This is a genomic window from Fodinibius sediminis (genome assembly GCF_900182555.1).
GTDB classification, from domain to species: Bacteria; Bacteroidota; Rhodothermia; order Balneolales; family Balneolaceae; genus Fodinibius; species Fodinibius sediminis.
On the sequence record NZ_FXTH01000007.1, the window covers coordinates 141,172 to 166,498 of the forward strand.

The 25,327-nt window shown below is 49.7% G+C and carries 13 protein-coding genes; 3 read left to right on the forward strand and 10 right to left on the reverse strand.

Annotation, left to right across the window (positions count from 1 at the left end):
* Positions 1-23 precede the first annotated feature (23 nt).
* From FN808_RS09570 to FN808_RS09595, 6 genes are all read right to left on the reverse strand, one after another.
* Positions 24-1,736, reverse strand: a complete 1,713-nt coding sequence (locus FN808_RS09570; protein WP_142714354.1) for a GMC family oxidoreductase — start codon at positions 1,734-1,736, stop codon at positions 24-26.
* 260 nt (positions 1,737-1,996) lie between these two features.
* The gene (locus FN808_RS09575; protein WP_185958333.1) at positions 1,997-3,565 is read right to left on the reverse strand and encodes a RagB/SusD family nutrient uptake outer membrane protein; all 1,569 of its coding nucleotides are present in this window, start codon (positions 3,563-3,565) and stop codon (positions 1,997-1,999) included.
* 30 nt (positions 3,566-3,595) lie between these two features.
* Positions 3,596-7,042 (reverse strand): TonB-dependent receptor, encoded by a 3,447-nt coding sequence (locus tag FN808_RS09580; protein WP_185958334.1) that lies wholly within the window; start codon positions 7,040-7,042, stop codon positions 3,596-3,598.
* 23 nt (positions 7,043-7,065) lie between these two features.
* Complete coding sequence (locus FN808_RS09585; RefSeq protein WP_142714357.1) at positions 7,066-8,100, reverse strand: FecR family protein; 1,035 nt, start codon at positions 8,098-8,100, stop codon at positions 7,066-7,068.
* A 115-nt stretch (positions 8,101-8,215) separates the two neighbouring features.
* On the reverse strand, positions 8,216-8,770 hold the full coding sequence (locus tag FN808_RS09590) for an RNA polymerase sigma-70 factor (protein WP_142714358.1): 555 nt from the start codon (positions 8,768-8,770) through the stop codon (positions 8,216-8,218).
* A gap of 321 nt (positions 8,771-9,091) precedes the next feature.
* A complete protein-coding gene (locus FN808_RS09595; protein WP_142714359.1) occupies positions 9,092-10,027 on the reverse strand; it encodes a sugar phosphate isomerase/epimerase family protein in 936 nt (311 codons plus the stop codon).
* A 278-nt stretch (positions 10,028-10,305) separates the two neighbouring features.
* Here FN808_RS09595 and FN808_RS09600 point away from each other — a divergent pair, with 278 nt between their 5' ends.
* The 3 genes from FN808_RS09600 to FN808_RS09610 all read left to right on the forward strand — a co-directional run bounded on the left by FN808_RS09600 (position 10,306) and on the right by FN808_RS09610 (position 16,039).
* Complete coding sequence (locus tag FN808_RS09600; protein ID WP_142714360.1) at positions 10,306-11,559, forward strand: MFS transporter; 1,254 nt, start codon at positions 10,306-10,308, stop codon at positions 11,557-11,559.
* Between the two features lie 176 nt (positions 11,560-11,735).
* The gene (locus tag FN808_RS09605; protein ID WP_185958335.1) at positions 11,736-15,197 is read left to right on the forward strand and encodes a HEAT repeat domain-containing protein; all 3,462 of its coding nucleotides are present in this window, start codon (positions 11,736-11,738) and stop codon (positions 15,195-15,197) included.
* A 17-nt stretch (positions 15,198-15,214) separates the two neighbouring features.
* Entirely contained in the window at positions 15,215-16,039 is an 825-nt protein-coding gene (locus FN808_RS09610; RefSeq protein ID WP_142714362.1) for a 3-keto-disaccharide hydrolase, read from the forward strand.
* A gap of 101 nt (positions 16,040-16,140) precedes the next feature.
* On the opposite strand, the gene FN808_RS09615 is transcribed toward FN808_RS09610, so the two are convergent.
* The 4 genes from FN808_RS09615 to FN808_RS09630 all read right to left on the reverse strand — a co-directional run bounded on the left by FN808_RS09615 (position 16,141) and on the right by FN808_RS09630 (position 25,302).
* Entirely contained in the window at positions 16,141-19,512 is a 3,372-nt protein-coding gene (locus FN808_RS09615; protein ID WP_185958336.1) for a VCBS repeat-containing protein, read from the reverse strand.
* Positions 19,505-20,086: a hypothetical protein gene (locus FN808_RS09620; protein ID WP_142714364.1), complete on the reverse strand. Its 582-nt coding sequence runs from the start codon at positions 20,084-20,086 to the stop codon at positions 19,505-19,507. The genes FN808_RS09615 and FN808_RS09620 overlap by 8 nt, the downstream gene beginning before the upstream one ends.
* A gap of 5 nt (positions 20,087-20,091) precedes the next feature.
* Positions 20,092-23,520, reverse strand: a complete 3,429-nt coding sequence (locus FN808_RS09625; protein ID WP_142714365.1) for a VCBS repeat-containing protein — start codon at positions 23,518-23,520, stop codon at positions 20,092-20,094.
* Positions 23,521-23,604: 84 nt separating this feature from the next.
* The gene (locus FN808_RS09630; RefSeq protein WP_142714366.1) at positions 23,605-25,302 is read right to left on the reverse strand and encodes a RagB/SusD family nutrient uptake outer membrane protein; all 1,698 of its coding nucleotides are present in this window, start codon (positions 25,300-25,302) and stop codon (positions 23,605-23,607) included.
* Positions 25,303-25,327 lie beyond the last annotated feature (25 nt).

Below are 25,327 nucleotides of genomic sequence, written 5' to 3' on the forward strand. Positions count from 1 at the left end.
ACCTAATATATTATGACTTTACCTTAAAGATTGCCCTTGTTCATTTGATCAGTAATATATTCCGATGTCCGCATCGACAGTGCCAGAATGGTCCAGGTGGTATTCTTGTGGGGCTGAGATACGAAGGGCCCTCCATCGGCGACGAAGAGGTTATCAACGTCGTGAGCCTGACAGTATTTATTAAGTACTGAGGTCTTGGGATCATCGCCCATCCGGGTGGTTCCCACCTCGTGGATAATTTCCCCAGGGGTGGAGATTCCATAGCCATCCTCCCTGGAGGGCATGTCCCAGAGCGGCGTGCCTCCCATTTCTCCAATGATATTGCGGAAGGTCTTCTGCATATGCCGGACCTGGCGGTATTCATGATCGCTCCAGTTATAATTGAACCGCAGCACGGGGATTCCCCATTCGTCAACGACATTGGGATCAATCTCGCAGTAGTTCTCTTCGAAGCCGATACTCTCTCCCCGGCCGGAGAAACCAACAATGGAGCCATAATAACGGCGATAGTCCTCTTTAAGCTGCTTCCCGTATCCGCCGCCGCCTTTGGGCCGATCCTGGTAAAGATCACTATAGTTCTGAATGCCGCCCATAAATCCGTAGCTGGGCATGCCTCGTCCCCCCCACAGTTCCACATGATAGCCGCGGGGAAAATCAAGGCTGCTGTTGTCTTTCCACCATGGGATATACAGGTGCATTCCCCCGGTGCCATCCTCATTGTGGGCCGGCATATTCATCAAATCGGGGATAAGTCCCGCTACAGAAGTACCCGTGGTATCCATCAGGTATTTCCCCACCGTGCCACTTGAGTTGGCAAGTCCATCCGGGAAATCGGGGGATTTCGAATTCAGCAAGAGACGGGCCGACTCACAGGCACTGGCCGCCAGTACCACGACCTTGGCCCGCACCTTATATTCCTGCTTATCTTCCTTGTTGACATAGGATACGCCGGTCGCCTTGCCATCGCTGTAGGTTACTTCCCGAACCATCGCCCCGTTGATAATTTCGAGATTACCCGTTTCCAATGCCGGCGGAAGCAATACGGAGGGCGATGAAAAATTTGAGTGGGTAGAGCAACTTCGGTTACACTGACCACAGTAATGGCAGGCGGCACGACCGTTATGAGGCTCTGTTATGATAGAGAGACGTGAGGGGATACATGGTATGCCCATATTGTCACAGGCATCCTTGATCAGATGCTCGTAGCAGCGGGGTTCCGGCGGTGGCATATAGATCCCGCCGGGTTCGTTGGGAATACCTTCATTAGTTCCAAAAACACCGATAAGCTTGTCAATACGATCATAATAAGGCTTCACATCCTCGTACCCAATCGGCCAGTCGTCCCCCAGGCCATCTATGCTTTTCACACGAAAGTCATCGGGACCAAAGCGCAGAGAAATACGTCCCCAGTGATTGGTCCGGCCTCCCAGCATCCGGCCGCGAAACCAGTCGAAATCGGTGCCATTGGTTGTCGTATAGGGTTCCCCCTCAATATCCCAGCCGCCAAAACAGGCATCAAATTCACCAAAAGGCTGCAACCGGGTACTGGCCCCGCGCCGTGGTGACTCGTAGGGCCAGGTGAACATGGCAAAATCCTCGGAGTCAAACCAGCCTCCCGCTTCCAGCATAATAACATTAGCGCCCGCTTTGGTAAGTTCATGGGCAGCCATTCCTCCACCTGCTCCTGAACCTACGATACAAACATCATATTCTTCGGGACTTTCTTTAATCTGCATAAACTATTTATGTATACTTTGTCTGTTTTATTATTCGTTCGCACAGCTACCGGCAATTTGCAATTGCGCACTAATTAGTTCCGTGGCGTAGAGCGGGATGCATTCTAAATGAAATCTCCGGGAGATGCAACCCCAACCTTTAATCGAAACAATTTATTACAACGGCATAATCCTCCCCCGGCCGGGAGGAGGATCATATCCGCTTGGTAATTATTTTTTAAAATTTCTCAGAAAAAGCCGGTGAGCTTATTTTCTGAAAATTAATAGCCCGGGTTCTGCTCAAGATTCGGGTTGGTCTGGATTTCATCATCCGGCAGCGGATACAGCAGCTGATGTTCCTGGTAGGTCTGTCCCCAGTTGTTGGACTGCCCGACCACATTCATAAAACGGACTTCGCCGGGATTGTCCTCCGAGGGCACCGGGTACTGGCGCGTACGCTGAATATCCGACCATATCTTAAAGTTCAAGGCCAGCTCGCGCAGCCGCTCTTTCCAGACCTCCTCAACAAACTCCTGCTCGGAAAGTACGGCCAGTGAGGCTTCAATGGTGCTGCGATCGGTCTGCCAGTAGGCCCGGCTTCGCACATCAGCAAGATAGGAGATCGCCTCACTCGTCACCCCTTCGGAACGGACTATGGCCTCTGCGGCTATCAGCAGCACCTCAGCATAGCGATACACTCTAATGTCTCGCCCTCCCCGGCCGGTTTCAAAGATGGCATCCTCTTCAAACCACAGGTACGGGGCCCATTCGCCAAACTCATAGCTTTGTCCACCGTGTTCAAAGGAATGGTAGAAAAGCTGCTGATTCTGGATGCGAAGATCTTCGTCGGGGTTGTACATCCAGGTAAAAGCATCAATGGGACGATAGGCGTTCAGCGTTCGGCCATAGTTGATACCGGTCGGCCTGACCACCCCGGGGATGGTAATACGCGGATTGTCATTGGCATCGATTTCCGCATTATATTCAATGCCGTAGACATACTCCATGTCATTGTCGGATGTGCGCAACTTGTTATAGGCACTGCGGTCCGGAAGGGATCCATGCTCCACCAGCTGGTGGTTGCCCGCTTCTATAACCGATCGTGCGGCATCAGCGGCATTGGCGTAGTTGTCGGCCTGCAGCGGGTAGCCGGACATTTGAAGATAGACATCAGCCAGGAGGGTCTGGGCCGCCCCTTTTGTAATTCTGAATCCGTTCATTGGGAACGGGCCTTCGCCGAGGGCTCCCTGATCAATGGCCCAGTTCAAATCGGCTACAATTTGATTGTACACCGAGTCGGTGCTGGTTCGCTCTACCTCAATGCCCTCCAGGCCCTCCACCGGTTCTGTGACCAGGGGAACATCACCGAACGACTTGACAAGGGCAAAATAGTTCAGTGCTCTGAAAAAACGGGCTTCAGCAAGCAGCTGATTTTTTTCGCCCTCACCCATACCCTGCATATCAGGGATATACTTCAGCGCTGTGTTGGCCCTCGATATAACATCGTAGTGCCCCGACCACCAACCGTCAAAAAACTGGTTTAGCACTTCCGGGCCTACCTGCAGATCCTGGGCGACCTGCCCCTGGATCCGTTCTCCCTTCCCTTCGTTATCAAAGTAGCCAGACATGTAGCCCCCCATCATAACATCGGCGCCGCCAAAACCTCCGGAATTGTAGAAACTGGCCCCCTGCCCATCTCTGTAAAGGCCGTTTATCAGGCCTTTGGCCCCTTCCGGTGTTTTTAAAAGCTGGTCAACAGAAATTTCATCTTTGGGAGTTTCTGCTAAAAAATTGTCGCATGCACTCACCGCCCAAAAGGACAATACAAGAATAAAAACTAACTTCTTCATAGTATTCATGATATGTGTTAAAATGCGTGGTTAGAATCTAAAATTCACTCCAAGAGTAAATGTTCGCGGCTTCGGATACTGGTAAAAGAATATATTCTGCGTATTGGGATTACCGCCCCAAGAGGTCCCTTCCGGGTCATGCCCCTTGAAATCGGGATGGTGAATCACAAATGCATTTTCCAGGCTCGCGGTGATTCGCATACGCTGCATGCCCAGTTTGGAGCTCGTTTCCTGATCCAGTGTATAGCCCAGTGAAAAGAGATTGCCCCTGATATAGGAACCATCCACGATCCAGTGACTGTCGGCCTGGGTGTTCTGTCCGGACAGCGGCTGATGCCTGATTCGCTGAATGGGCGTATTTTGATGGTCAGGCGTCCAGGCATCATACAGCTGGGTGCTGATGCCGTTGGTCAAGGCCTGACGGTCTTCAGCGGTATGCAGGAACTGCTGCATGATCTCGCTCCCATAGACAAATTGTAAATCAGCGGTAAAATCAAAGTTTCCGAAGTTGAACTGGTTCACAAAACTTCCCGTCCAGTCCGGCATGCCGTGACCGATGATCTGCCGCTCTTCCGATCGCTTGGCCTCACCGGGAATTCGTCCTGCTTCAGCCGCCTCGGCCGCTTCATCCGTATTCCAGGTGCCATAACGCTTAAATCCATAAAAGGTACCGATGGGTTCGCCCACCCGCAGGATGGTCTGGCTACCAGACACCCAGTTCGGACCGGGGAAGATATCCTCATCCTCGGCACCAAGGCTTTCCACCCTGTTGATGTTGTAGTTAAAGTTAAGCGTAGAAGACCAGAAGAAGTTGGACGACTGGATATTATTGGTGGTCAGCATGAAATCGACCCCACGGTTTGAGACCGACCCCACATTGTCCATAACCACATCAAAGCCGGTGGTAGCCGGGATGGGACGGTTGAGCAGCAGGTCATCCGTTAACTTATAGTAGTAATCCGCTTCCAGCGACACCACCTGGTTGAAGAGATCAACCTCCATACCAACGTTATACTGGGTCGTCTTTTCCCATTCCAGGTCGGGGTTGGCCAGCCGCTGCAGGCTGCTGGAGGTCTGTCTTGCACCTCCTATCAGTACCGTTCCGGAACTAATGGTTGACAGTGACTGGTACACACCGATTTCAGTATTACCGGTTTTACCGACCGATCCTTTGAACTTCAGGTAGTCGATAAAATTCAGATCCGACATGAAATCTTCGTTTGATGCTGTCCAGCCCAGGCCCAACGAGGGGAAAAAGCCATACTTATTATTTTCTCCGAAACGAGAAGAGCCGTCCATGCGGCTTGTAAATGTTACACTGTAGGTTTCATCGTAGGTATAGCTGCCCCGGGCAAAGTAGGAGTTCATTGTCCAGTCCCAGGCGTTGGATGAGGGGATACCGTTGATGTCGGTCGCCGCATCAATGTTATTGGTGCGGTACAAGTCATTGGGGAATTCGCGTACGCTTGAGTAGTCGCCCCGGTAGTCGGTTCCCTGCCAGCTGGCTCCCAGTACGGCGTTCAAACTGTGATTGCCGCTGTCCAGGATATAGGTCAAATAGTTCTCGTTCTGCCAGTAGGTAGTCTCACTGTTCGATATAGACGCATTCCCAACGGAAGCTTCCGGAGACACCAGGTCGGTAGGCTGGTAGGTTCTGGCTTCATAATTGGTATTATCGATCCCGAACTGGGTTCGGAACTCCAAATTAGGAGTAATCTGGAATTCTGCATAGGTATTACCAAAAAGTTGGATTCTATCCCTGAGCCTGTCTTCCTCGAGGGCGCGCTGCACCGGGTTGGGCTGGCCTTCGAGGGTCAGGCTGCGTATATCGTTATAATGCGTATAGGTACCATCCTCCCACCGTACCGGCAGAATAGGAGCAAATTCAATCATCGTTCGGCGGATTTCCTGTCCACCTCCTCCTTCTTCAATGTTATTTTCCCAGGTTTTGTTGACCGTCAGATTTGTACCCAGAGACAGCCAGTCGGTGGGCGTGGTATCATAGACGATTTTTGCACTGGCCCGTTTCATCCAGGAATTAAGGATGATTCCCTCATTGTTGGTATAGTTGAGGAAACCGCCAAAAGATGAATTTTCACCACCGGACTGAATCCCTATCTGATGGTCATGTGAGAGGGCAGTGCGGGTCACCGCATCCTGCCAGTCCGTATCGTAGATTGGGTTCCCCTGGTCATCAAACAGCTTTTCCATATCCGGAGACAAATCCAGTGTTGGTTCTTCGCCCGGGGCATAATCATCAAACAGAGGAGCATTTTCATAACCGGTACGCTGAACTTTCATAAACTCTTCCGCATTCATTGCATCCATGCGGCCGCGCATCCTGCCCACGCTGAAAGAGCCGTCATAACTCACAACCACCTCATCGGAGACGGCGTCGCCCCGTTTCGTAGTCACCAGGATCACCCCGTTGGCTCCGCGCGATCCGTAAATGGCCGTGGCAGAAGCATCCTTCAGAACCTCAATACTTTCAATATCGTTGGGATTCATATACTCAATACCACTCTGCATCACAACCCCGTCCACAACATAGAGAGGATCGGTATCCGCGTTGATGGAGCCCGAACCCCTGATAACCACCCTGTTGCTTCCTGTCGGTGATCCGGAGTTGGTGAAAATATTTACGCCTGCCACTTTACCCCTCAAGCTCTGCAGCGCATTGAAGGAGGGCTGCTTTTCCAGGTCGGCCTCCGAAACCATTCCAATAGATCCTGTCACATCTGATTTTCGCTGGACGCCATAACCTGTAACAACCAGCTCTTCGCCCGAGATCGTCTCTGACTGCAGGGATACATTGATTTCCGTTCTGCCATTAATGGGCACTTCCCGGCTCTGGTATCCGATGAAGGAAAAAATCAGGGTATCCTGCAGGGATGGGACATTCAGCTGGTAGGCACCCTCTCCATCCGTGGAAGTACCAGTAGTGGTACCCTTTACCATAACATTTACCCCCGGCAGCACTTCACCTGTACTGGCATCGGTAACCGTACCACCGATGGGTTCCATAACAGTTTTGCTGAATTTATCCCTCCGACTGGTCAACACCAAATGATTATTGGGAGACAGTGCAAACCGCAGGCCTGTCCCTTCCAGGATGGTCCACAACGCTTTATTGACCGTCACGCTTTGTGCTCCCAGCGTCACCCGTTTTGACAGGGGGACCTGCTGATCGCTGTAGGAAAGCTGCAGACCCGCCTTAGCTGCAACATCCTGCAGCGCAGCTTTCAGCGCAACGTCCTGGTATTCAATCATAATCATCTTGTTAAGTGATGGTGGTGTTGTTCGGCTGTTGGTAATATTGACCCCGGAAAAAACCGAAGCTTTTGTATACAAACTGCCATTATCGACAGCCGGTGTATCCTGTGCCTGAGTGGCATTCACTGCGAGTAGAAACACCGATAAAAAACAGACTATCTCTATCCCGTTCCGTAAGATCCCGCCTTGGTTGCGTTTTCTCATAAAAAGCTCCATTAGATTAAGGTTTATTGTGAATTTTGGTTAAAGCTTATGGTCCGCCCCTCTCTCTGAAATTCCGCATCCAGAGAGAGCGCCAGAATATTCAGTACTTCCAACAGCGGCTCGTCATCAAATGAGGCGGTTACCTGCTGATCAAGCAGGGAAACCTCCGCCTCGACTTTTATATTATACCACCGTTCCAGCTGGGGTATGACCTTTTCAAACGGTGTTGACCTAAAGACCAGCCGCCCATCCTTCCATGCAACATATGATGCGATATCCGGCACGTTGCTCATGTTTTTTTCTCCATCCCTTCCCAGCACCCCTACCTGACTGGCCGTCAAATGCAGCTCACCGGAAGCCTCTGCCCCTGCAGTATTCAAAGCTACACGCCCCTCTTCAACTGCCACCTGCACCTGCTCATCCCGGGGGTAGGCCTTGACCCCAAATTTCGTGCCCAGTACTTTCGTAGCTGAGTGAGCCGAATATACGATGAATGGGAGATCGGGATCATGGGCCACCTCAAAGAAAGCCTCCCCTCTCAGCTTCACGCTGCGGATGGAATCCCCGAAGTTGGCTGATAATTCAAGATGAGAGGCTGCATTGAGATACACCCGGGTACCATCAGATAATCGGAACGACGTTCGCTGCCCCAATGCTGTTGAAACCTCCTGTATCCGGGTCCCTTTTTGAGCGATTTCGTTATCGGCCAGGTCAAAATCCGGAACAAAGAAATACAATAACACAGCTACGAAAACTACTGCAGCAGCGGCTACGGAAACAGCAAGGGAACGATTATACCCTTTTCTGTTCGGTACATTGTCTCGAATGCTGTGAATATTGCCTGCTGGATCCTTTTCCGACAGGTTATCCTTAAAAGATTCCCATGCCTTTTCGGCATCAACACCTACTTCACGTGCAGGTTTCACATTCCAGATTTTTACCAGTCTCTGAATTTTTTTCCTGTTATCACTGCTCGCCTCTATCCAATCTTCAACTTGTTTTTTTTCTTCCGGCGTGCATTCTCCCGCCAGGTATTTGTGCAGCAAAGTCCAATTCATCAATTCTTACCGAATCCTCAAATATCATTTTTTTAGAGTTCTATAGTTTATACAACTGAAAAGAGAGGGACCCTGTAATTTTTTTTATTTTTTTTGCAAAAGAGACAAAAAAATATCATCCCGATATATATTGGGCGAGAGACTGGCGCAATGTTTTGAGTGCTCGGCTCATTTGCGATTCCACGGTTTTAACCGAGATATCCAGTACGGATGCGATTTCACGATAGGTCAGGCCCTCCCTGCGGCTTAACTTGTACACCTGCCGGGCACGACTGGGCAGATTCTCAATCGCCCGCTGCGCGGCCTGTACAAATTCCGAAGGTTCTTCTTTTCTTTCACTGTGATGCTGGGTTACCGGGGAGGGCTTAACCCATTCAATTTTGCGATTGTATTCGCGGGCCAGCTCCTTATGCTTGATATGATTGAGCGCCTTGTTCCTGACTGATTTATAGAGGTAGGACTTTATGTTTTTCCGGGGATCCAGCGACTCCCTTGACTGCCACAAGCCCAGAAAAACCTCCTGGACCAGCTCCTCGGAGATGTGCCGGGAATGGGTATACTGCCACGAAAACTGACACAGGGGGTCATAAAAGCGAAGAAAAAGCTTTTTAAAGGCCTTTTGATCACCCTTTTTTATTTTTTTGACCCATAACATGGTGCCATTTTTCATACAATTCTGATAATTTCCCGTACGGAATTATTACCTTTTATACCATAATCTCATGAGGCTAAAAACGTTTGCTTGATGCTGGCAGGGTTTAGCGGGGCAGTGAATGCTGCATCCTGGATAAGCATCGAAAGAAATGAATCAGCAATACCGCTCCATCAGGACGTGAAAAATCACGTTTTTTAACCCCTACTACTTGAATGGCTTCCATGACACCGGGTATATGTTCACCCTTCCACCTACCCTCATCTATCTGTGATAAGGATAAGGCGCTCTCATACCCTGCGCCTTATCCCTTTATCACAACAACCTGTTATCTTCGTTTTAGGAAAGCTCCTTGCCAGCCTGAATCAATAGCTCCTTGGTGGCTTTGATACCTTCGGATTCACTGAGTTCGCTTCCTTCATATTCAATGCCAATATGACCGGTATAGCCGGCATCCTTCACGATTTGAAGCATTTTCTCATAGTCGGTATTTGTTTCATGGCCCTCTGCGTTAAAAGCGTGACTTTTAGCACTGACGCCTTTGGCATACGGCATCATCTGTTTAACACCTTTGTATCGGTCGTACTCATTGACACACTCTCCGTCTTTGTGCTCAATACAGAAGTTTCCAAAATCAGGCAGCGTCCCACAGTTATCCATGCCTACTTCTTCCATGACACCGGCAATCCAGTCTCCATCTGAAGAATAGCCGCCGTGATTTTCAACAATAATGTTGATATCGTAATCCTTGGCAAAGCTGGCCAGGCTTCCCAAGCCGTCCACAGCCGCTTTTCTCTGGTCTTCCCGGGAACCACCGCCCCTTGCATTCACGCGAATGGAATGACAGCCCAGGTATTGTGCAGCTTCTACCCATTTGTAATGATTTTCTACCGACTGCTGGCGTTCCTTGTCATCCGTTGCCGCAAGAGCACCCTCGCCGTCAATCATGATAAGCACTTGGTCAACTCCCAGGTCGCTGCAGCGTGAATTCATCTCATCCAGATAATCGGTGTCCTCTGCTTTATCCTTGAAGAACTGGTTGACATATTCTACGGCTGTAATACCAAACTCATTTTTGGCTGTCGCCGGAAAGTCAAGGTGTTCAAGGTCTCCATCAAAGAGGGTTCGGTGCAAACTCCACTGTGCCAGTGAAATGTCGAAAAAAAGGTCTTCCCCCCCTGCATTGGCTTTTGAATTACACGCCGTAATCAAACCGGGCATAGCAGCAGATGCTACGGCAAATCCACCCAGTTGTAAAAAATGCTTTCTGTCCATAATAATCCTGTTAAGATTTTTTTGCCCATCATCAGATCGTAAGCTGATAACCCATCAACTTTCTGAATTCCAACAATATGAGCTACTTATAATTAATGAAATTGAATTCGCTATAATGTAACAAAATATTTAGGTGATGCAATTTACTCCTTGGCATTTTTTTGTAATATTAGTGCAAAATATTTTTACAGTAACTGTGATGAAAATTTCACATACTTAGCAGTATCATATTTTGATTGTACTCAATAGTAATCGGACTAAAATTTAAGGATTGTTTAATGAATAGATTATTACAAGCGAAGCTTAGCCTCATGATGTTTCTCGAGTTTTTCATCTGGGGGGCGTGGTATTCCACCGTTGCCGTGTATATGACGGCCAATGGCATGGAGAGTCTCACTCACTGGCCTTTTACTGTAAACCCTATTGCGGCTATCGCTGCCCCCTTCTTTGTAGGGCTGATTGCAGACCGCTACTTTGCTACGGAAAAAGTGCTTGGCGTGCTTCATATTCTCGGTGCCCTCTTTATGTTTCTGACTCCGATGGCCGTTAACAGTCCGCTGCTGTTTATTCTCCTGCTTCTTGCCTACAACCTGTGCTATATGCCAACCATGAGCCTGGCCAATACCCTTTCCTTCCATCACATTGATGACCAGGAAAAAGATTTCCCCATCATTCGGGTATTCGGAACCATCGGCTGGATTGTCGCTGGACTCATCATCAGCTTTGTTCTGGGCATTTTTGTGGCGGATAATCTGAAACCCGAACAAACCGCCCTGCCCCTCTATCTCACATCAGCTGCCAGCCTGCTGCTGGGCATCTACAGCTTCACCCTTCCGCATACTCCCCCGCCGGCAGCCGGTGAAAAAATATCTGTTCGCAGCATTGTCGGTATTGATGCACTCAAGCAGCTGGGGAGCAGGTCATTTTACGTATTTTTGTTCAGCTCTTTTCTAATCTGTATTCCCCTGGCTGCTTATTATAATTTCACCCAGATCTTCCTGGGTAATGCAGGCTTTGACAATATAGCTGCCACCCTAACCATCGGCCAGATGTCTGAAGCGCTGTTCATGGTCCTTATCCCGGCTATGTTTATCCGCCTGGGGGTTAAGTGGATGCTGGCAGCAGGCATGTTTGCCTGGGTTCTCCGCTATGCTCTTTTTGCCCTGGGCGCCACTGAGCCTACCGTATGGATGATCATCACGGGTATTGCCCTGCATGGCATATGCTACGATTTCTTCTTCGTAACGGGACAAATTTATGTAGACAAAAAATCAACCCCTGCCATTCGCGGACAGGCACAAGGGTTGATTATTCTCATTACGTACGGCGTAGGGATGCTTATTGGTGCACAGGTGGCGGGACAAGTTTACAACAGCTTTCTGGGTACCGCTTCATCCCTGACCCTGAGCCAATGGTATGATTTCTGGTGGATACCCGCAATTTTTGCCATTGCCGTACTGATCTTCTTTATCATCTTTTTCAATGACCAGGTGTTGGATGAAGATGCAACAGCTGAAGATATAGCCGTCTAGGATATTCCTCACCAGTTATCAAGCCGGTCATGCCATTTCGCGTGACCGGCTTTTCTTTTGGACCAGGAAACTCCTTACCATCATTATGGACAGGAACGATAAAAAACTTGCTTCAAAATGCTTTTTTTCCTATCAATACTCATTTGACAACGATTTCAATCAATAGATCATTTCTAATGGCTTTTCGCTTACAGAATTACCCGGGCGCCCACAACAGATATACGTTACTGAAAACGATCTTTTTCTTTTCCCTATTACTTGTCACTGCAAGCTGCAGCAGCCCGCCGGAACCTGAAATTATCTCGCTGTCCGACCAGGAAGCTGCTGAAGACGCCCAAGCCATTCGCAGCAAGGTATCGGTTAAACTTGCGGATGACCTTGAACTGCACCTGTGGGCTTCAGAGAAGCTGCTGGCTGATCCCATAGGGCTGGACATTACGGACAAGGGGGAGGCTTATGTCACGGTCACCAACCGCAGGGGAAGCTCGAAGCTGGGGATACGGGCTCACCCGGAGTGGATGCTTGAGTCGTTGAGCTGGACCCGCGTGGAAGACCGTTCTGCCTTTTTGACCCGCGAACTCGCTCCGGAAAACAGTTCTCAGAATACCTGGCTCGAAGATGTTAACGGCGACGGATCGCACGACTGGAAGGATTTATCGGTGGAGGAAGAAATTTTTAAAATTTCGGATCAAACCGGCGATGAAATTGCCGACCATTCCCAGCTCTATTACAGGGGCTTCAATGAGAAAGAAAGTGATGTGGCCGGTACCGTACTGGCCATCGACAATGATGTTTATATTGGCGTTGCACCCGACATGTGGCGCACCAGAGATACCAATAACGATGGAATAGCCGATACCAGGACCGCAATAAGCAGCGGCTATGCCGTCCATATTGGATATCGGGGACACGGTATGTCGGGGCTCAAAATTGGTCCCGATGGAAAAATATACTGGAGTATTGGCGACGTGGGACTTAATGTCGAAGATACCGATGGAAAACGATGGTCCTATCCCAACCAGGGAGCTATATTGCGTTCAGACCCCGACGGCAGCAATTTTGAAGTCTTCGCCGCCGGACTGCGCAATCCCCACGAATTTGCTTTTGACAAGTACGGGAACCTGATCACCGTAGATCACGATGGAGATCACGCCGGCGAAGAAGAGCGCGTGGTTTATGCCATCAACGGTTCCGACAGCGGATGGCGAATCAACTGGCAGTTTGGAAAATACTCGGATCCGAAGAATAATGGATATAATGTCTGGATGGATGAGAATTATTTCAAACCCCGTTTTGAGAACCAGGCAGCCCATATACTGCCCCCTCTTGACAATTACATAAACGGGGCTTCCGGCATGACCTATAACCCTGGAACGGCACTTAATGAAAAATGGCGGGATCACTTTTTTGTATCCTACTTTGTCGGGGCGGCAGCAGGATCTGCGATCAATGCTTTTGATTTAAAACCCAAGGGGGCCTCCTTCGAACTGCGTACCGACCAGCCGGTGATGGAGGGCATTCTGCCTACCGGAATCGATTTTGGTCCGGATGGAGCACTCTACTTTGCCGACTGGGTCACCGGATGGAATACAAACGATCAGGGACGCATTTGGAAACTGGACACCTCCCCTGAAACGCATTCTGAGATCCGTATAGAAACCAAAAAACTATTAGCTGAAGATCTTGGCTCACTTTCAAAACGACAGCTCTCCGACCTGCTCTTCCACCAGGATATGCGTGTTCGTCAAAAAGCCCAGTTTGAACTGGTAAAGCGCTCCTCTAAAAAGGAACTGCTTTCGGCCATTCAGCAGAAAGAGTATCAGCTTGCCCGACTGCACGGCATCTGGGGCGTGGGACAGTTGGCCCGCAAAGACATCGAAGAGGCCGACCCCCTGATTCCCTACCTTTCGGACAAGGACCCTGAAATAAGAGCCCAGGCTGCTAAAACCCTGGGAGATGTCCGCTACAAGCCGGCTGCTGATGCCCTGATTCCACTGCTCAAAGATGAATCACTGAGAGTTCGTTTTTTTGCAGCCCAGGCTCTGGGCAGAATACAGTACCAGCCGGCTGTGCAACCCATCATTGCCATGCTGGAAGCAAACAATGATGAAGATGTATATTTGCGGCACGGAGGAGCTATTGCCCTGGAACGCATCGGGGATGTTGAGGCTTTGGCCGGCCTGGCGGATCATCCCTCTGAAGCGGTCCGCATTGCGGCTGTTGTTGCCCTGAAACGGCTGGAAGACCCGGCCGTAGCACGTTTTCTGAACGACGAAAGTGAATTTATAGTAACCAATACTGCACGTGCCATAAACGACGATGCCTTTATTGACGAAGCCCTCCCCGACCTGGCACAAATGCTTGACCGGCAGACGCTCACAAATACCCCGCTCCTGCGAAGGGCTATCAATGCCAGTTTGTACAGCGGTACGGCTGCAGATGCCAAGCGGCTTGCCTCTTTTGCAGCGCGCGAGGGAGTTCCTGATTCGCTGCGGACTGAAGCTATTGCAACCCTTTCGGTTTGGCCCGATCCGTCGACTCTGGACCGGGTTACCGGACGATATCGAGGTGAGATCTCAAATAAGAAGGCAGATGCTGTCAACGCCATAAGCTCCATCGTCCAACCGCTGCTCTCAGGAGATAATGCCCCGGTCCAGATTGCCCTGGCCAAAGCAATTGAGGCCCTGGGGCTTACACAGATGACCTCCGACCTGCATGCCTTAATGCAGGAATCATCCTCGCCAGAGGTAAAAATTGCGGTGCTCAATACCCTTCACAGCCTTGAGGACGAGAGGATGGATGATGCTATCGCAACCGCCTTAAAAACGAATGATCAACAACTGCGGATGGTGGCCCTCGAATTCATTCCAGCACTGGACATTCCAGACCGGCAGAAAGTTGAACTCCTGTCCTCAGTATTGAATAATGGCTCCATCTCCGAACAGCAAAGCGCGATAATGGCGCTGGGCTCCATGGAATCTCCGGAGGCTGTCAGGGTACTTAAGGATCAATTTTCCAAACTGATAAATGGAACCCTGCCCAGGGGTATTCAACTGGAACTTGTGCAGGCGGCCGACAGTGCTGATGCCAAACCATTGGATGAAATGCTAAAACAGTACAATAGTGCCAGAGAAGAAGACAATATCGTGGCAAAGTACCAGGAAACACTGTACGGCGGAAATGCCGAACGTGGATCGCGAATTTTTTACAACAACAGTTCCGCCCAGTGTATCCGCTGTCATTCCGTGGGTGAAGAGGGAGGAAATGCGGGACCAGACCTGTCAACTATTGGAAACACACTCAGCCGCGAACAACTGCTGGAATCAATGCTGGCCCCTGATAAACGCATAGCGCCCGGCTTCGGATCTGTCACCATAACTACCCGGACGGGAGAGAACCTACAAGGTATGCTGGTGGAAGAGACCGCAGTCTTTTTAAAAATTCAAACTTCTGACGGAACCATAAGACAAGTACCAAAAGAGGAAATTGCCAAACAGGAGAATTCCCCTTCCGGGATGTATTCCATGGAGGGCATTTTAACCAAGCGGCAGCTTCGTGATTTGATTGAATTTTTAAGCCATCGTCCGCAGGACGCTCCAAGCGAGCAACAGGCCCCGAAGGCCCATCCCAACGATTAATTCAAACCATTCCGTTTATGCATACCTTAAAGAATTTCAAAAAAAAGACAAGCCTCTTGTTGGTCGGTCTCATGCTGGTACCCATGATGGGGTTCGAAGTTCACTCAGCCGAGAAAAAATCATCCAGCCCGTACGGACCGTGGATCTCGATCTTTAATGGCCGGAACCTGGAGGGCTGGACTCCCAAATTTTCCGGTCATGAGCTGGGAGTAAATTATAAGAATACCTTCCGGGTAGAAGATGGACTGCTCAAAGTTTCTTATGAAAACTACGAACAGTTCAACGGAAAGTTTGGCCACCTGTTCTACAAACAGCCGTATTCCAAATACAAAATACGGCTTGAATATCGATTCGTTGGCAAACAGGTTCCCGGAGCCCCCGACTGGGCCTATCGTAACAGCGGAATTAAATTTCACTGTCAGCCGCCCGAATCCATGGGACAAGACCAAGACTCTCCGGTTTCAATTGAAGTACAACTGCTGGGCGGCGATGGGAAAAATGAACGTCCCACCGCAAACATATGCTCCATGGGCACCCATATTGTGATGAATGGCGAGCTCATTACTCAGCACTGTACCGAATCAAATTCCAGAACCTACCATGGCAGCCAATGGGTTGAGGTGGAAGCTGAAATCCATGGTGCAGACATCATCAAGCATTATGTAAACGGAGAAGACGTCCTCACCTATTCCGAACCCCAGTACGACATGAGTGATCCAAATGCCAAAAAGCTTGTTACAGATCCTGATAATCTCCTGATTGAGGATGGATATATTGCCCTTCAAGCCGAAAGTCATCCTGTTCACTTCCGCAATATTGAAATACTGCCTCTCGAACAATAATAAACGGAGATTCCCCTGGAAGACGGCAAAAGCATAAATATATATAATTAGTGCCCGGCAGAACCAGGCGCCTCCACTGGAAAAGAACGTGCCGGACAGGGTCAGTGTTCCCGGGTCTCCAGGATAAAGAATTTTGGAGCATCGTTGTTGCGAGCAACAACGAACAGGGTACGTCCATCGGCCAGGGCAAGTGTCTCTATCGCCCTCACCTCTCCTTCCACTAAGAAACCGCTCCTTTCCGGTTCCAGACGCTTCATTTTTTTACCTTTCTTGCTGCTCAGGCTCAAAACGGTACCGTAACTGGCAGCATAATTACCTATCTCGGGCTTTACCCCGTACTGGTTCCCCCCCATGATGACCTCCTTGGTATCGTCACTGTTGATATCTGCAGCAGTAATTCCGTAAACGATTGACTTCTGGGCATCAAAGGGCAGTAACTCTACCCGAAATTTTTCATTGCTTCCTGTGTTCCAGGCTATTACGCTGCCCAGCATGTACGCCTGCCCTTGGTAAGCACTGGCCAGCTGATCACGGCTAAAAATCTCATCCACTGTTTTTCCGGCAAATGATTGGTACGTCGGAAACTTTTTTTTCAAACCGGGGATCTCCTCGATGAGATCGTGCCTGAGGGCCATGGGATACCGGTCTCCCTCTTTATAGGTCGAAATAATCTGCTGGATGGTTCCATTCTGGTTAAAATCCCCGGTCCACATTTCAACCGGGGCATCTTTGGTGGCCTTGAAGCGTGAATTGAGGCCATAGTTGCCCACGATCAGGTCTGCATGACCGTTACCATCCAGATCATCAATATGAACAGACCGCCACCAACCGTGCGTTGAATCAAGACCCGTATTGGCAATACGCTGTTCCAACCTTCCCGCATTGTTCTTAAAATAGGTCACGGGCATCCACTCTCCCACTACCACCAACTCAGGATAGCCGTCCCCGTTCATATCCTGCCAGGCGGCATCGGTTATCATGCCTATATCGATGAGATCCGGACTTATTTTTTGGGTTACATCTTCGAACGTTCCATCGCCTCCATTTTCAAGCAAGTATCCCCGGTCCGGATATCCAACCGAAAACGGCCGGAGACGTGCCCCGACAAAAAGGTCGGTGTCTCCGTCCTGGTCAAAATCGGCTGCTTCCACCGTACCGGTTGTTTCATAGTTCCAGCTCGGTAATGCCTGGTCCGACTTCTCATAATCAAGCGATCCCCGGTTCAAGTACAGACGATCTGCCAGGGCAGCACTGCTGGAAGAAAATTCATTGCTCCCGCTTGCTACATACAAGTCCATTCTGCCATTGCCATTGGCATCAAAGAAGGTACAGTCAATATCCTCACTGGGAGCATCCTGGGTAAAGGATGCAGGAGTCATTTTTGTAAATTCATTCTGTTTATTCTGGATAAACAAACTGCCCGGCTGGTCCCGTGCTCCCCCCAGGTAAAAGTCCTCCAGGTCATCCCCATTTGCATCTCCCGTACAAAGGGCCGGGCCCTCTGCCGAACGCATATGAAACTGCAGGCGGTCTCTCTCAAAATCGATATACGCATTCTCTTGATGCTTCCAGTCGATGTCAAGCTTGTCAGTCGCATCGGACAGCAGACTTTTCCCACGGTCATTGTGCCTTAGGGGAGGAACCCGCTGACTTTCAGGGGCGTCTTTCTCACTCAGCCTGATTCGATTGTTGGTTTTAACATTTGTAAGTACTGTCTGTTTTCCCGAGGGCCAGCGTATAAGCAACGAATCCAGCTGCTTTGCTTTGCCCAATCCCAGGTGAAGGCGATGATCCACGGTAGACTGAAACCCCCTTACCGGGAACTGTTCTACGGTCCAGGACCTGTTGTCTTTCCAGGCCGTTAGCCGGGCTCCAACCGCAAATGTGTTGGGAGGCGATCCCAGGAGATCAACCTGAAGCCACCGGTGAGCAGGACGCAGCTGATCCGCCCTGTTGCGATAGACAAAAGCCGGTCGGCCCACATTATTGACGACCAAGTCAAGATCGCCGTCATTATCCAGATCGCCGTAGGCGGATCCACTTGAGAACGAAGGGGTAGCCAATCCCCAGCTGGACGAGGAATCCGCGAACTGCATATTCCCCCTGTTGTGAAAGGCGAAATTTGATACTGGGCTCGAGGGGATCATATCAATCAGCTTTTTGAAATTCACATCATCTTCCTGAATTATTTCCCGTACCATGTCCTCGCGGGAAACCTCAGCCAGGTAGTCCAGGTTGGTCAGATCCTTGTATATTCCATTGGCCACAAAAATATCCTTACGCCCATCCAGATCAAAATCCGCAATATTTGCACCCCAGCTCCAATCGGTAGCTTCCACTCCGGCCCATCTTCCCACCTCGCTGAAGGTTCCATTGCGGTTATTAAGCTGCAGGGTGTTTCGGGTAAACTGGTGATGAAAGCCATGTTCAACATGCTCGCGGTATCGCTGCCAGCTGTCGAAAGTCGTGTTCAACTTCAAACGGCTCTCTTCCTCTGGAAGCATATCCGTCACAAATATTTCAGGATATCGATCGCCGTTGAGATCAGCTATGTCTGCCCCCATCGAAGCCGCACTGGTACTGTTCATTTGATCTGTCAGTGACTCCCGGAAGGTACCATTACCATTATTGATATAAAGGTAATCACGTTCAAAAAAATCATTGGAGACATAGATATCCGGCCAGCCGTCCCCGTTTACATCGCCAACCGAAGCTCCGAGTGCAAAGCCTATTTCACTGCTTATGATTCCGGCCTCACTGCTCACATCCACAAATTTATCCCCCTTATTCTCAAACAACCGGTCTCCCCCCTCTTCATTGTTTATGGTCCGGTTGACCTGTGCCAGCTCAAAACTTCCTATGGCACGATAGGAGTTGTTGATAAGAAAGAGATCCAAATCACCATCCCCGTCGTAATCAAAAAAAGTACCGTGAATAGACAGTCCGGGATGATCAATTCCATACGCCCCGGCCTTCTCGGTGAATGTACTGTCCCCGTTGTTGATGTAGAGTTCATTTTTCCGGTCATCGCCCTCTACAATGCCGGCATTCGCCACATAAATGTCGAGCCAGCCGTCGCCATTGACATCGGCCATACTTACCCCCGTCGACCAGGCTCGCCTCCCCTGGATGCCGGCACCGGCAGATATATCTTCAAACTGCCAGCCGCCTTTGTTGAGATAGAGCCTATTGTCTTCCATGTTGGAAGTAAAAAAGATATCCAGCAGTCCATCATTGTTGATATCCCCAAGTGCCACTCCCCCGCCATTGTAAAAGTTACGATAGCGGTAGATGTTGAACTCCTGTTTAAAATGGAGCTCATTTGTAAAGGATATGTTTGTACGGGAGGGAGACACCCTTTCAAAAAGATGCTTTTGATCAGCAGCCGTATCCTCCTTGCTGCATCCACCACCCCATAAGAGCAGGATACCTATTGCAATAGAATAGTATTGAGCATACCGGGAGTTAATCATTTTCACCATTTTTCATCCTCCGGATCGCTTCCAGATCTGTGAAGATAACATTCACATACTGATCATCCTTCTTTTTTATGACAATGGATCGGTTACCCTCAATCGCAACATGCACCTTTGTTTTAAAATCGGGATGATTCAGCCTTCTGAAGTCAGCTTCATATTCATTTTCGTAATAAGCAACCAGATCCACCAGCAGGCTATCTGACCATCGTTCCTTATTCCAGGGTGCCCATCCGCTGTAGGCATATCGAACAGGCAGGAGAAAGATAGCATCATTGTAAAAAGAAGGATAAAAATTGCGCGTGGCGGCATAGTCCAGGTAATCGACTTCCTGCCTTACCGACCGGTTTGAAACACCCTGCATTACGATTTTTCGACTGTTCAGTTCCCAGCTGTGGTCGTAAAAATCCTGGCGGGTCATCCCAAAATGATAGCCCAGTAATAAGCTGTCCCGATGTACTCCCCTGTCGAGCTCCTCTGCAACCCATTGCTCGTATTCGGATGTCGAAGAGCGACAGCCTATTATAAGCAAGCAGAAAACCAGCGTTGCCAGAGTATTTATTCTATTCATATTCCTTAATCCTGTTTTCGTACAAACCACCAAGGTTTGCCATCATTCCTGAGTATTAAAAACAAGGGCATCCTCCCTGTGTCGAGACGGCGGATAGCCCGCACTTCTCCTTCAAACTCGATACCGGATCGGAGAGAAGTAACAAAGGCCAAGCTACGGTTACTATCGACATTTACCAACCCCCCGTAGCCGGCATCATAGCGCCCGAATTCAGGCTTCACATCATGCAGATCACCACCAAGCAGGAGCTCTTTCCTCCCTTCTTTATCCTCAGTGGCGCCAATTGCATACACCGGCGCCTGCTGCACCTCTTCCGGAAGATTCTCCATGACAAAATCGTCGCTGCCCAAGTTCCATAAAACAACACTCTCAGCTTTGACCGCCTGCTGCCTGACTGATTCATCTATTTTTTCCTGGTCAAAGAGCTGTTGTACAGATTTCCGGCTGTAGGATTTATATGACGGTACCTCAGGTTCCATACCAGGCAGACGACTTAGAAAATCATCGCGCAGCGCATACGGATAATGCTCATCCTCTTCTGAAAATGCCAGCAGCGGATCGATACTCCCGTTCTCATCAAAATCATTGATCCACAGTTCCAATGGCGAAGCGGTGCTTAACTCAAAGGCATTGTTTCGTCCAATATTTCCCGCGATGATATCCTTGCGCCCGTCCCCATCCAAATCAACGACTTCCACCGACTGCCACAATCCCCGGCTGTCGCCACCGGGGCCTTTAATTTCTGAAAAAGAAACTGCAGCATTTTCATCCGCATGATTTTTAAAAATCCTGACAGGCATCCATTCCCCGACGACCACCAGATCCAGGTCCCCATCGTTATCATAGTCGCTCCACGAGGCATCCGTAATCAGGCCCGTTTTCATAAGATCCGGTGCCAGGGATTCGGTTTGTTCCTCAAACCCTCCCCCTCCGTCATTGACCAGCAGGTGACCATCCGTGGGAAGACCATAGGCGAACGGTTTCAACCGCGAGCCTGTAAACAGATCTATATGGCCGTCAGAATTAAAGTCCGCAGCCCTTACCACCGATGTAACCTCGTATTTCGAGGGCGGCAGCGCCGATGCCACCTTCGTCCATTCCATATTCCCCTCGTTTATATACAGCCGGTCTGCCAATGCAGTGGAGCTTGCCGGAAATTCGGAACTCCCGCTCCCCACATACAAATCCTGCTGTCCATCCCCGTTGGCATCAAACCAGGCACAGGACGTATCCTCTGCATCGCTGTCTTCGTTCAGCGATGGCATACTTATGCGCCTGAAACGGTAATCCTTCTCTTGGATAAACACCCCGCCGGACTGCCCCTTTGCTCCTCCCAGGAAAAGGTCGTCCCTGCCATCCCCGTTGAGATCCACTATGCAAACCGGGGGACCTTCGGAGGCGTAGCTCCGGTACAGCAAACGGTTGCGTTCAAAATCCCGGAAGGGGTTCTCACGGTGGATATAATCAATGGACACCCGGTTCGTAAAATTCCTAAACTGGGGTTCGGGAAGTGGAGGGGGTTCCCGGTTTTCATCTCCTGACGCTGTTTCTTCCACTGTCAAAAACTGATTCAGAGGAACCTCCTTCATGACGGTGTATTGACCTCCGGGCCATACGACAAGCATGGAATCCACCGAAGCATTCTTCCCCAGTCCGAAATGAATCCGGTGATCAACCGAAGACTGAAATCCCCTTCCGGGCATCTGCTCACGGTAATATGTCTCCTCTCCGCTCCATACCGTTACCTTGGCCCCTACAGCTGAAGTGTTCAATTTCTTCCCCTTCAGCTTTAGTGAAAGCCAGTTTCCCGATGTTTCCTTTTGATTGGTATTATTCCTGTACAGCGATGCTTCCTCATTGATATTGTTGACGATCAGGTCCAGATCGCCGTCATTATCCAGGTCGGCATAGGCCGCGCCATTGGAGAAAGTGGGGGTATCCAGTCCCCATGCTTTCGACTTATTGCTGAACTGCAGACTGTCGGTACCTGCAAACAGGTAGTTTGCCAGGGGCGTGGACGATAATTCCTCAAAAAGAACCTCCACCGGAGCTTCTTTTTCTACCACCTGCTTCAGCTTTGAGATATTCATCCGGTCGCTTACATAATCCTGGTCGGTCAAATCATGCAAGATGCCGTTCGTAACATATATATCATTATGACCATCATTGTTAAAGTCGGCGATAAGGGAACTCCAGCTCCAGTCCGTGGCTTCGACACCCGCCATGCGTCCAATTTCACTGAATGAAACCATCGGCAGCGGGGAATTGCCACCAGAAAAATCAGCCGTCTTATTCCTGGAATATCCATTGTTAAGCTGCAAGGTATTCCTCACGAACTGGTGATGATATCCTTCCTGAACTTTCTTGTTGTACTCATCCCATTTTTCGAATGATGTTTTTGATTTGCGACGGCTCATATCCTCCGGCAGCATGTCGGTGACAAAGATGTCGGGGCGGGCATCGTTATTAATATCCGCAATATCAGCCCCCATCGAGCTCAGGCTGATGGAACCTGTAACCGACGGCAGTACTTCGCTGAACGTCCCGTCCCTGTTGTTCAGGTAGAGATAGTCCCGTTCGAAAAAATCGTTGGTGACATAGATGTCGGGCCAGTTATCACTGTTTAAATCGCTGACAGCCACATCCAGTCCAAAGCCGATACTGCTGCTGTAGATATGGGCCTGCTCGGTTACATTTTCAAAGGTTGAGCCGGCGGCAGAAGCCGGCTGGGTGGAAATGCTGTTATTTTTCAACAGCTGATCTCCCCCCTGCGGATCCATCTGATTACGCAGCCCCTCTTTTATGGCACTATTTCTGAGTGGATCCAGGGAATTATTAAGTACATAGGCGTCAAGATCCCCGTCTCGGTCATAATCAAAAAACAGCGCATCGGTGGCCAGCCCCGTGATATTGAGCCCATAGACCTCCGACTGCTCCGTGAATGTAAGGTCGCCGTTGTTAATAAAAAGTTCATTATGTCGATTCTTGCCTCCCGGACTGCCCGACTTGCTGACATACAGATCAAGCAGTCCATCACCATTCACATCGACCATAGAAGCTCCCGTAGACCAGGTTCCCTTCACCGCTACACCGGCCTGTTCAGTAATGTCCCTGAAGATGAAGTTGCCTTCGTTCAAATAAAGTCTGTTCGAGACCTGGTTGCCGGTAAAATAGATGTCAACGAGACCGTCATTGTTGATATCGCCCACCGCTACTCCACCGCCGTTGAAAAAATTCCTATACGTATAGGGATTAAGCTCGCGGCTAAACGTCAGTTCATTGCGGAATACTACACCGGATTCCGATGAAGCCACAGGCTCGAAGAGCGTGTGGCGCTCCCCATTGGACTGACAAGCAAAGCCTATAGCAAGCAACAGGCAGAGAAGAAGACCATGTAAGAATAGCTGGCCCCGTTTTTTCCAGATAAGAATCACCGTACCTTGAATACACTTGTTAAAAAAAGAGGAAACACGGGCTTTTCCGTGGTTCCTCTCCCTGTATCATCAATTTAGCACCCATTATCCCTGATAACCGGGATTCTGTACCAGCTGGGTATTGGCCTCCAGCTGGTCCCTTGGAATGGGAAATACATTTTTACTGGGATCCGATGTGCTCTTGAAAGTCCATGGATCGTTAAAACGGGTCGCTCCCCCGTTGACTCCTTCAAACCGAATCAGGTCCTGCCGGCGGGTAACCTCCCAGAACATCTCGCGGCCCCGCTCCATGAGTATCTTCGTGGCATCCAGACTGGAGTAATTGTCAACTCCTGCCCGCTGGCGTACAAGATTCACCAGCCGCAGTGCCTCGCCGGGCTGTTCGTTGAGTCGCCACAGGGCCTCTGCCTTCATCAGAAGGACATCCGCAAAACGAAAGATGGGATAGTCATTACTCAAATTGGCATTAGCCCCGGAAGCAAACTCAAATTTCCCGATCCGGGCCCCTCCCTGTCGCAGGCCATTTGGTGCCAGGTTCTTAATTTCGGGCGTAAACGTGAGGGGGGGACCGTTGGGGTCTGCATCTTCAGAGCCGGGATCCTCGAGGCGCTCTCCACTCGAGCTGTACTGCGGCCCCACGATAAAGTTGCTCAGACGGGCATCCTGGGTCCCCTGAATACGGTTCAGCCCATCTTCACTCGAAGTTGCTTCGGTACCCCAGACTTCGCCCTGCGGACCCGGATTTTTCTCCGGATCGATATAGGTGGAATACATTTCCTCCATTGCTGCGAAGCCATTCCAGGGCTGCGCCTCAAGATCGTAGGTACTCTGGCTTTGATAATGGAGTGTCATCATAGCCAGGTTGAAACCCTCGAGGAAAACCTTGTCGTAGGGTACCACAAAAATATTTTCCGGAGAAGAGGAGTTATTCGTGGCAAAGTTAGCCGAATAGTCCGAAGCAAGGCTGTAGTGCCCGGAATCGATAATCGCATCGGCATGCTCTATCGCGCTGTTCAAATAGGATGCATATTCAGCACTATTGGGATCAAGGTCACGATAGACGTGTGCATTGAGATACATTTTCGCCAGAATCATATGGGCTACATCCTGATTGACCCTTCCGTAGCTGCTGTTTGGATCATTGCTGATGGCATCAAGATTTTCCAGAATTTCCTTCTCCACAAAATCAAAGACCGCATTTCTTCCCTCCTGGAAATTAGAACTCGGCTGGGTGGGCTCTTCCGGAGCATCCTGGAAGCTGGTGATGATCGGCACATTCCCAAAGCCATCCAGCAGCATATAGTAGTAAAAGGCCCGCAACACTTTTAGCTCGGAAATAAAGCTCCCGGCCTGTTCCTGATCCACGTCACCGGATTCCACAAGCGACTCAAACTGGAAGATCAATCGGTTGGAATTGTTAACTCCACTGTACAGGAAGGTCCAGGCGGCATTATACTGCGGATCGTCATAAGTCTGCTGATGCCGCTGCAATCGAATCCAGATCCCCCCGTCTTCCCAGTCCGTTCCCTTCTGGGTGACGATGCCTTCTTCTGTTGCCACCTCGTTGATGGCCGTCCAGCCCCCCGAAGTTCCCCATGCAGAAAGTACATTGTAAGAATCACCGAGAGCTGAGATAAACTCCTCGTCCGTCTGGAAAAACTGGTCGGAAGTTACCTCGCTGTTAATCGTTTCTGACAGATCTGTGCACGAGGATAACAACACTACCAGTGTTAAGACAAATACCGAGCAATATCTTGAAAACAGATTAGTTCGTATAAACATGGCTATTGGTTTTTGTATTGAAATT

What these genes read in the sequence shown, in the direction of transcription:
- FN808_RS09575 (WP_185958333.1), bottom strand. Translation starts at nt 3,565, where the DNA reads ATGAAGAAGTTAGTTTTTATTCTTGTATTGTCCTTTTGGGCGGTGAGT.
- FN808_RS09620 (WP_142714364.1), bottom strand. Translation starts at nt 20,086, where the DNA reads ATGAATAGAATAAATACTCTGGCAACGCTGGTTTTCTGCTTGCTTATA.
- FN808_RS09585 (WP_142714357.1), bottom strand. Translation starts at nt 8,100, where the DNA reads ATGAATTGGACTTTGCTGCACAAATACCTGGCGGGAGAATGCACGCCG.
- FN808_RS09590 (WP_142714358.1), bottom strand. Translation starts at nt 8,770, where the DNA reads ATGAAAAATGGCACCATGTTATGGGTCAAAAAAATAAAAAAGGGTGAT.
- FN808_RS09610 (WP_142714362.1), top strand. Translation starts at nt 15,215, where the DNA reads ATGCATACCTTAAAGAATTTCAAAAAAAAGACAAGCCTCTTGTTGGTC.
- FN808_RS09595 (WP_142714359.1), bottom strand. Translation starts at nt 10,027, where the DNA reads ATGGACAGAAAGCATTTTTTACAACTGGGTGGATTTGCCGTAGCATCT.
- FN808_RS09615 (WP_185958336.1), bottom strand. Translation starts at nt 19,512, where the DNA reads ATGATTAACTCCCGGTATGCTCAATACTATTCTATTGCAATAGGTATC.
- FN808_RS09630 (WP_142714366.1), bottom strand. Translation starts at nt 25,302, where the DNA reads ATGTTTATACGAACTAATCTGTTTTCAAGATATTGCTCGGTATTTGTC.
- FN808_RS09600 (WP_142714360.1), top strand. Translation starts at nt 10,306, where the DNA reads ATGAATAGATTATTACAAGCGAAGCTTAGCCTCATGATGTTTCTCGAG.
- FN808_RS09580 (WP_185958334.1), bottom strand. Translation starts at nt 7,042, where the DNA reads ATGAGAAAACGCAACCAAGGCGGGATCTTACGGAACGGGATAGAGATA.
- FN808_RS09570 (WP_142714354.1), bottom strand. Translation starts at nt 1,736, where the DNA reads ATGCAGATTAAAGAAAGTCCCGAAGAATATGATGTTTGTATCGTAGGT.
- FN808_RS09605 (WP_185958335.1), top strand. Translation starts at nt 11,736, where the DNA reads ATGGCTTTTCGCTTACAGAATTACCCGGGCGCCCACAACAGATATACG.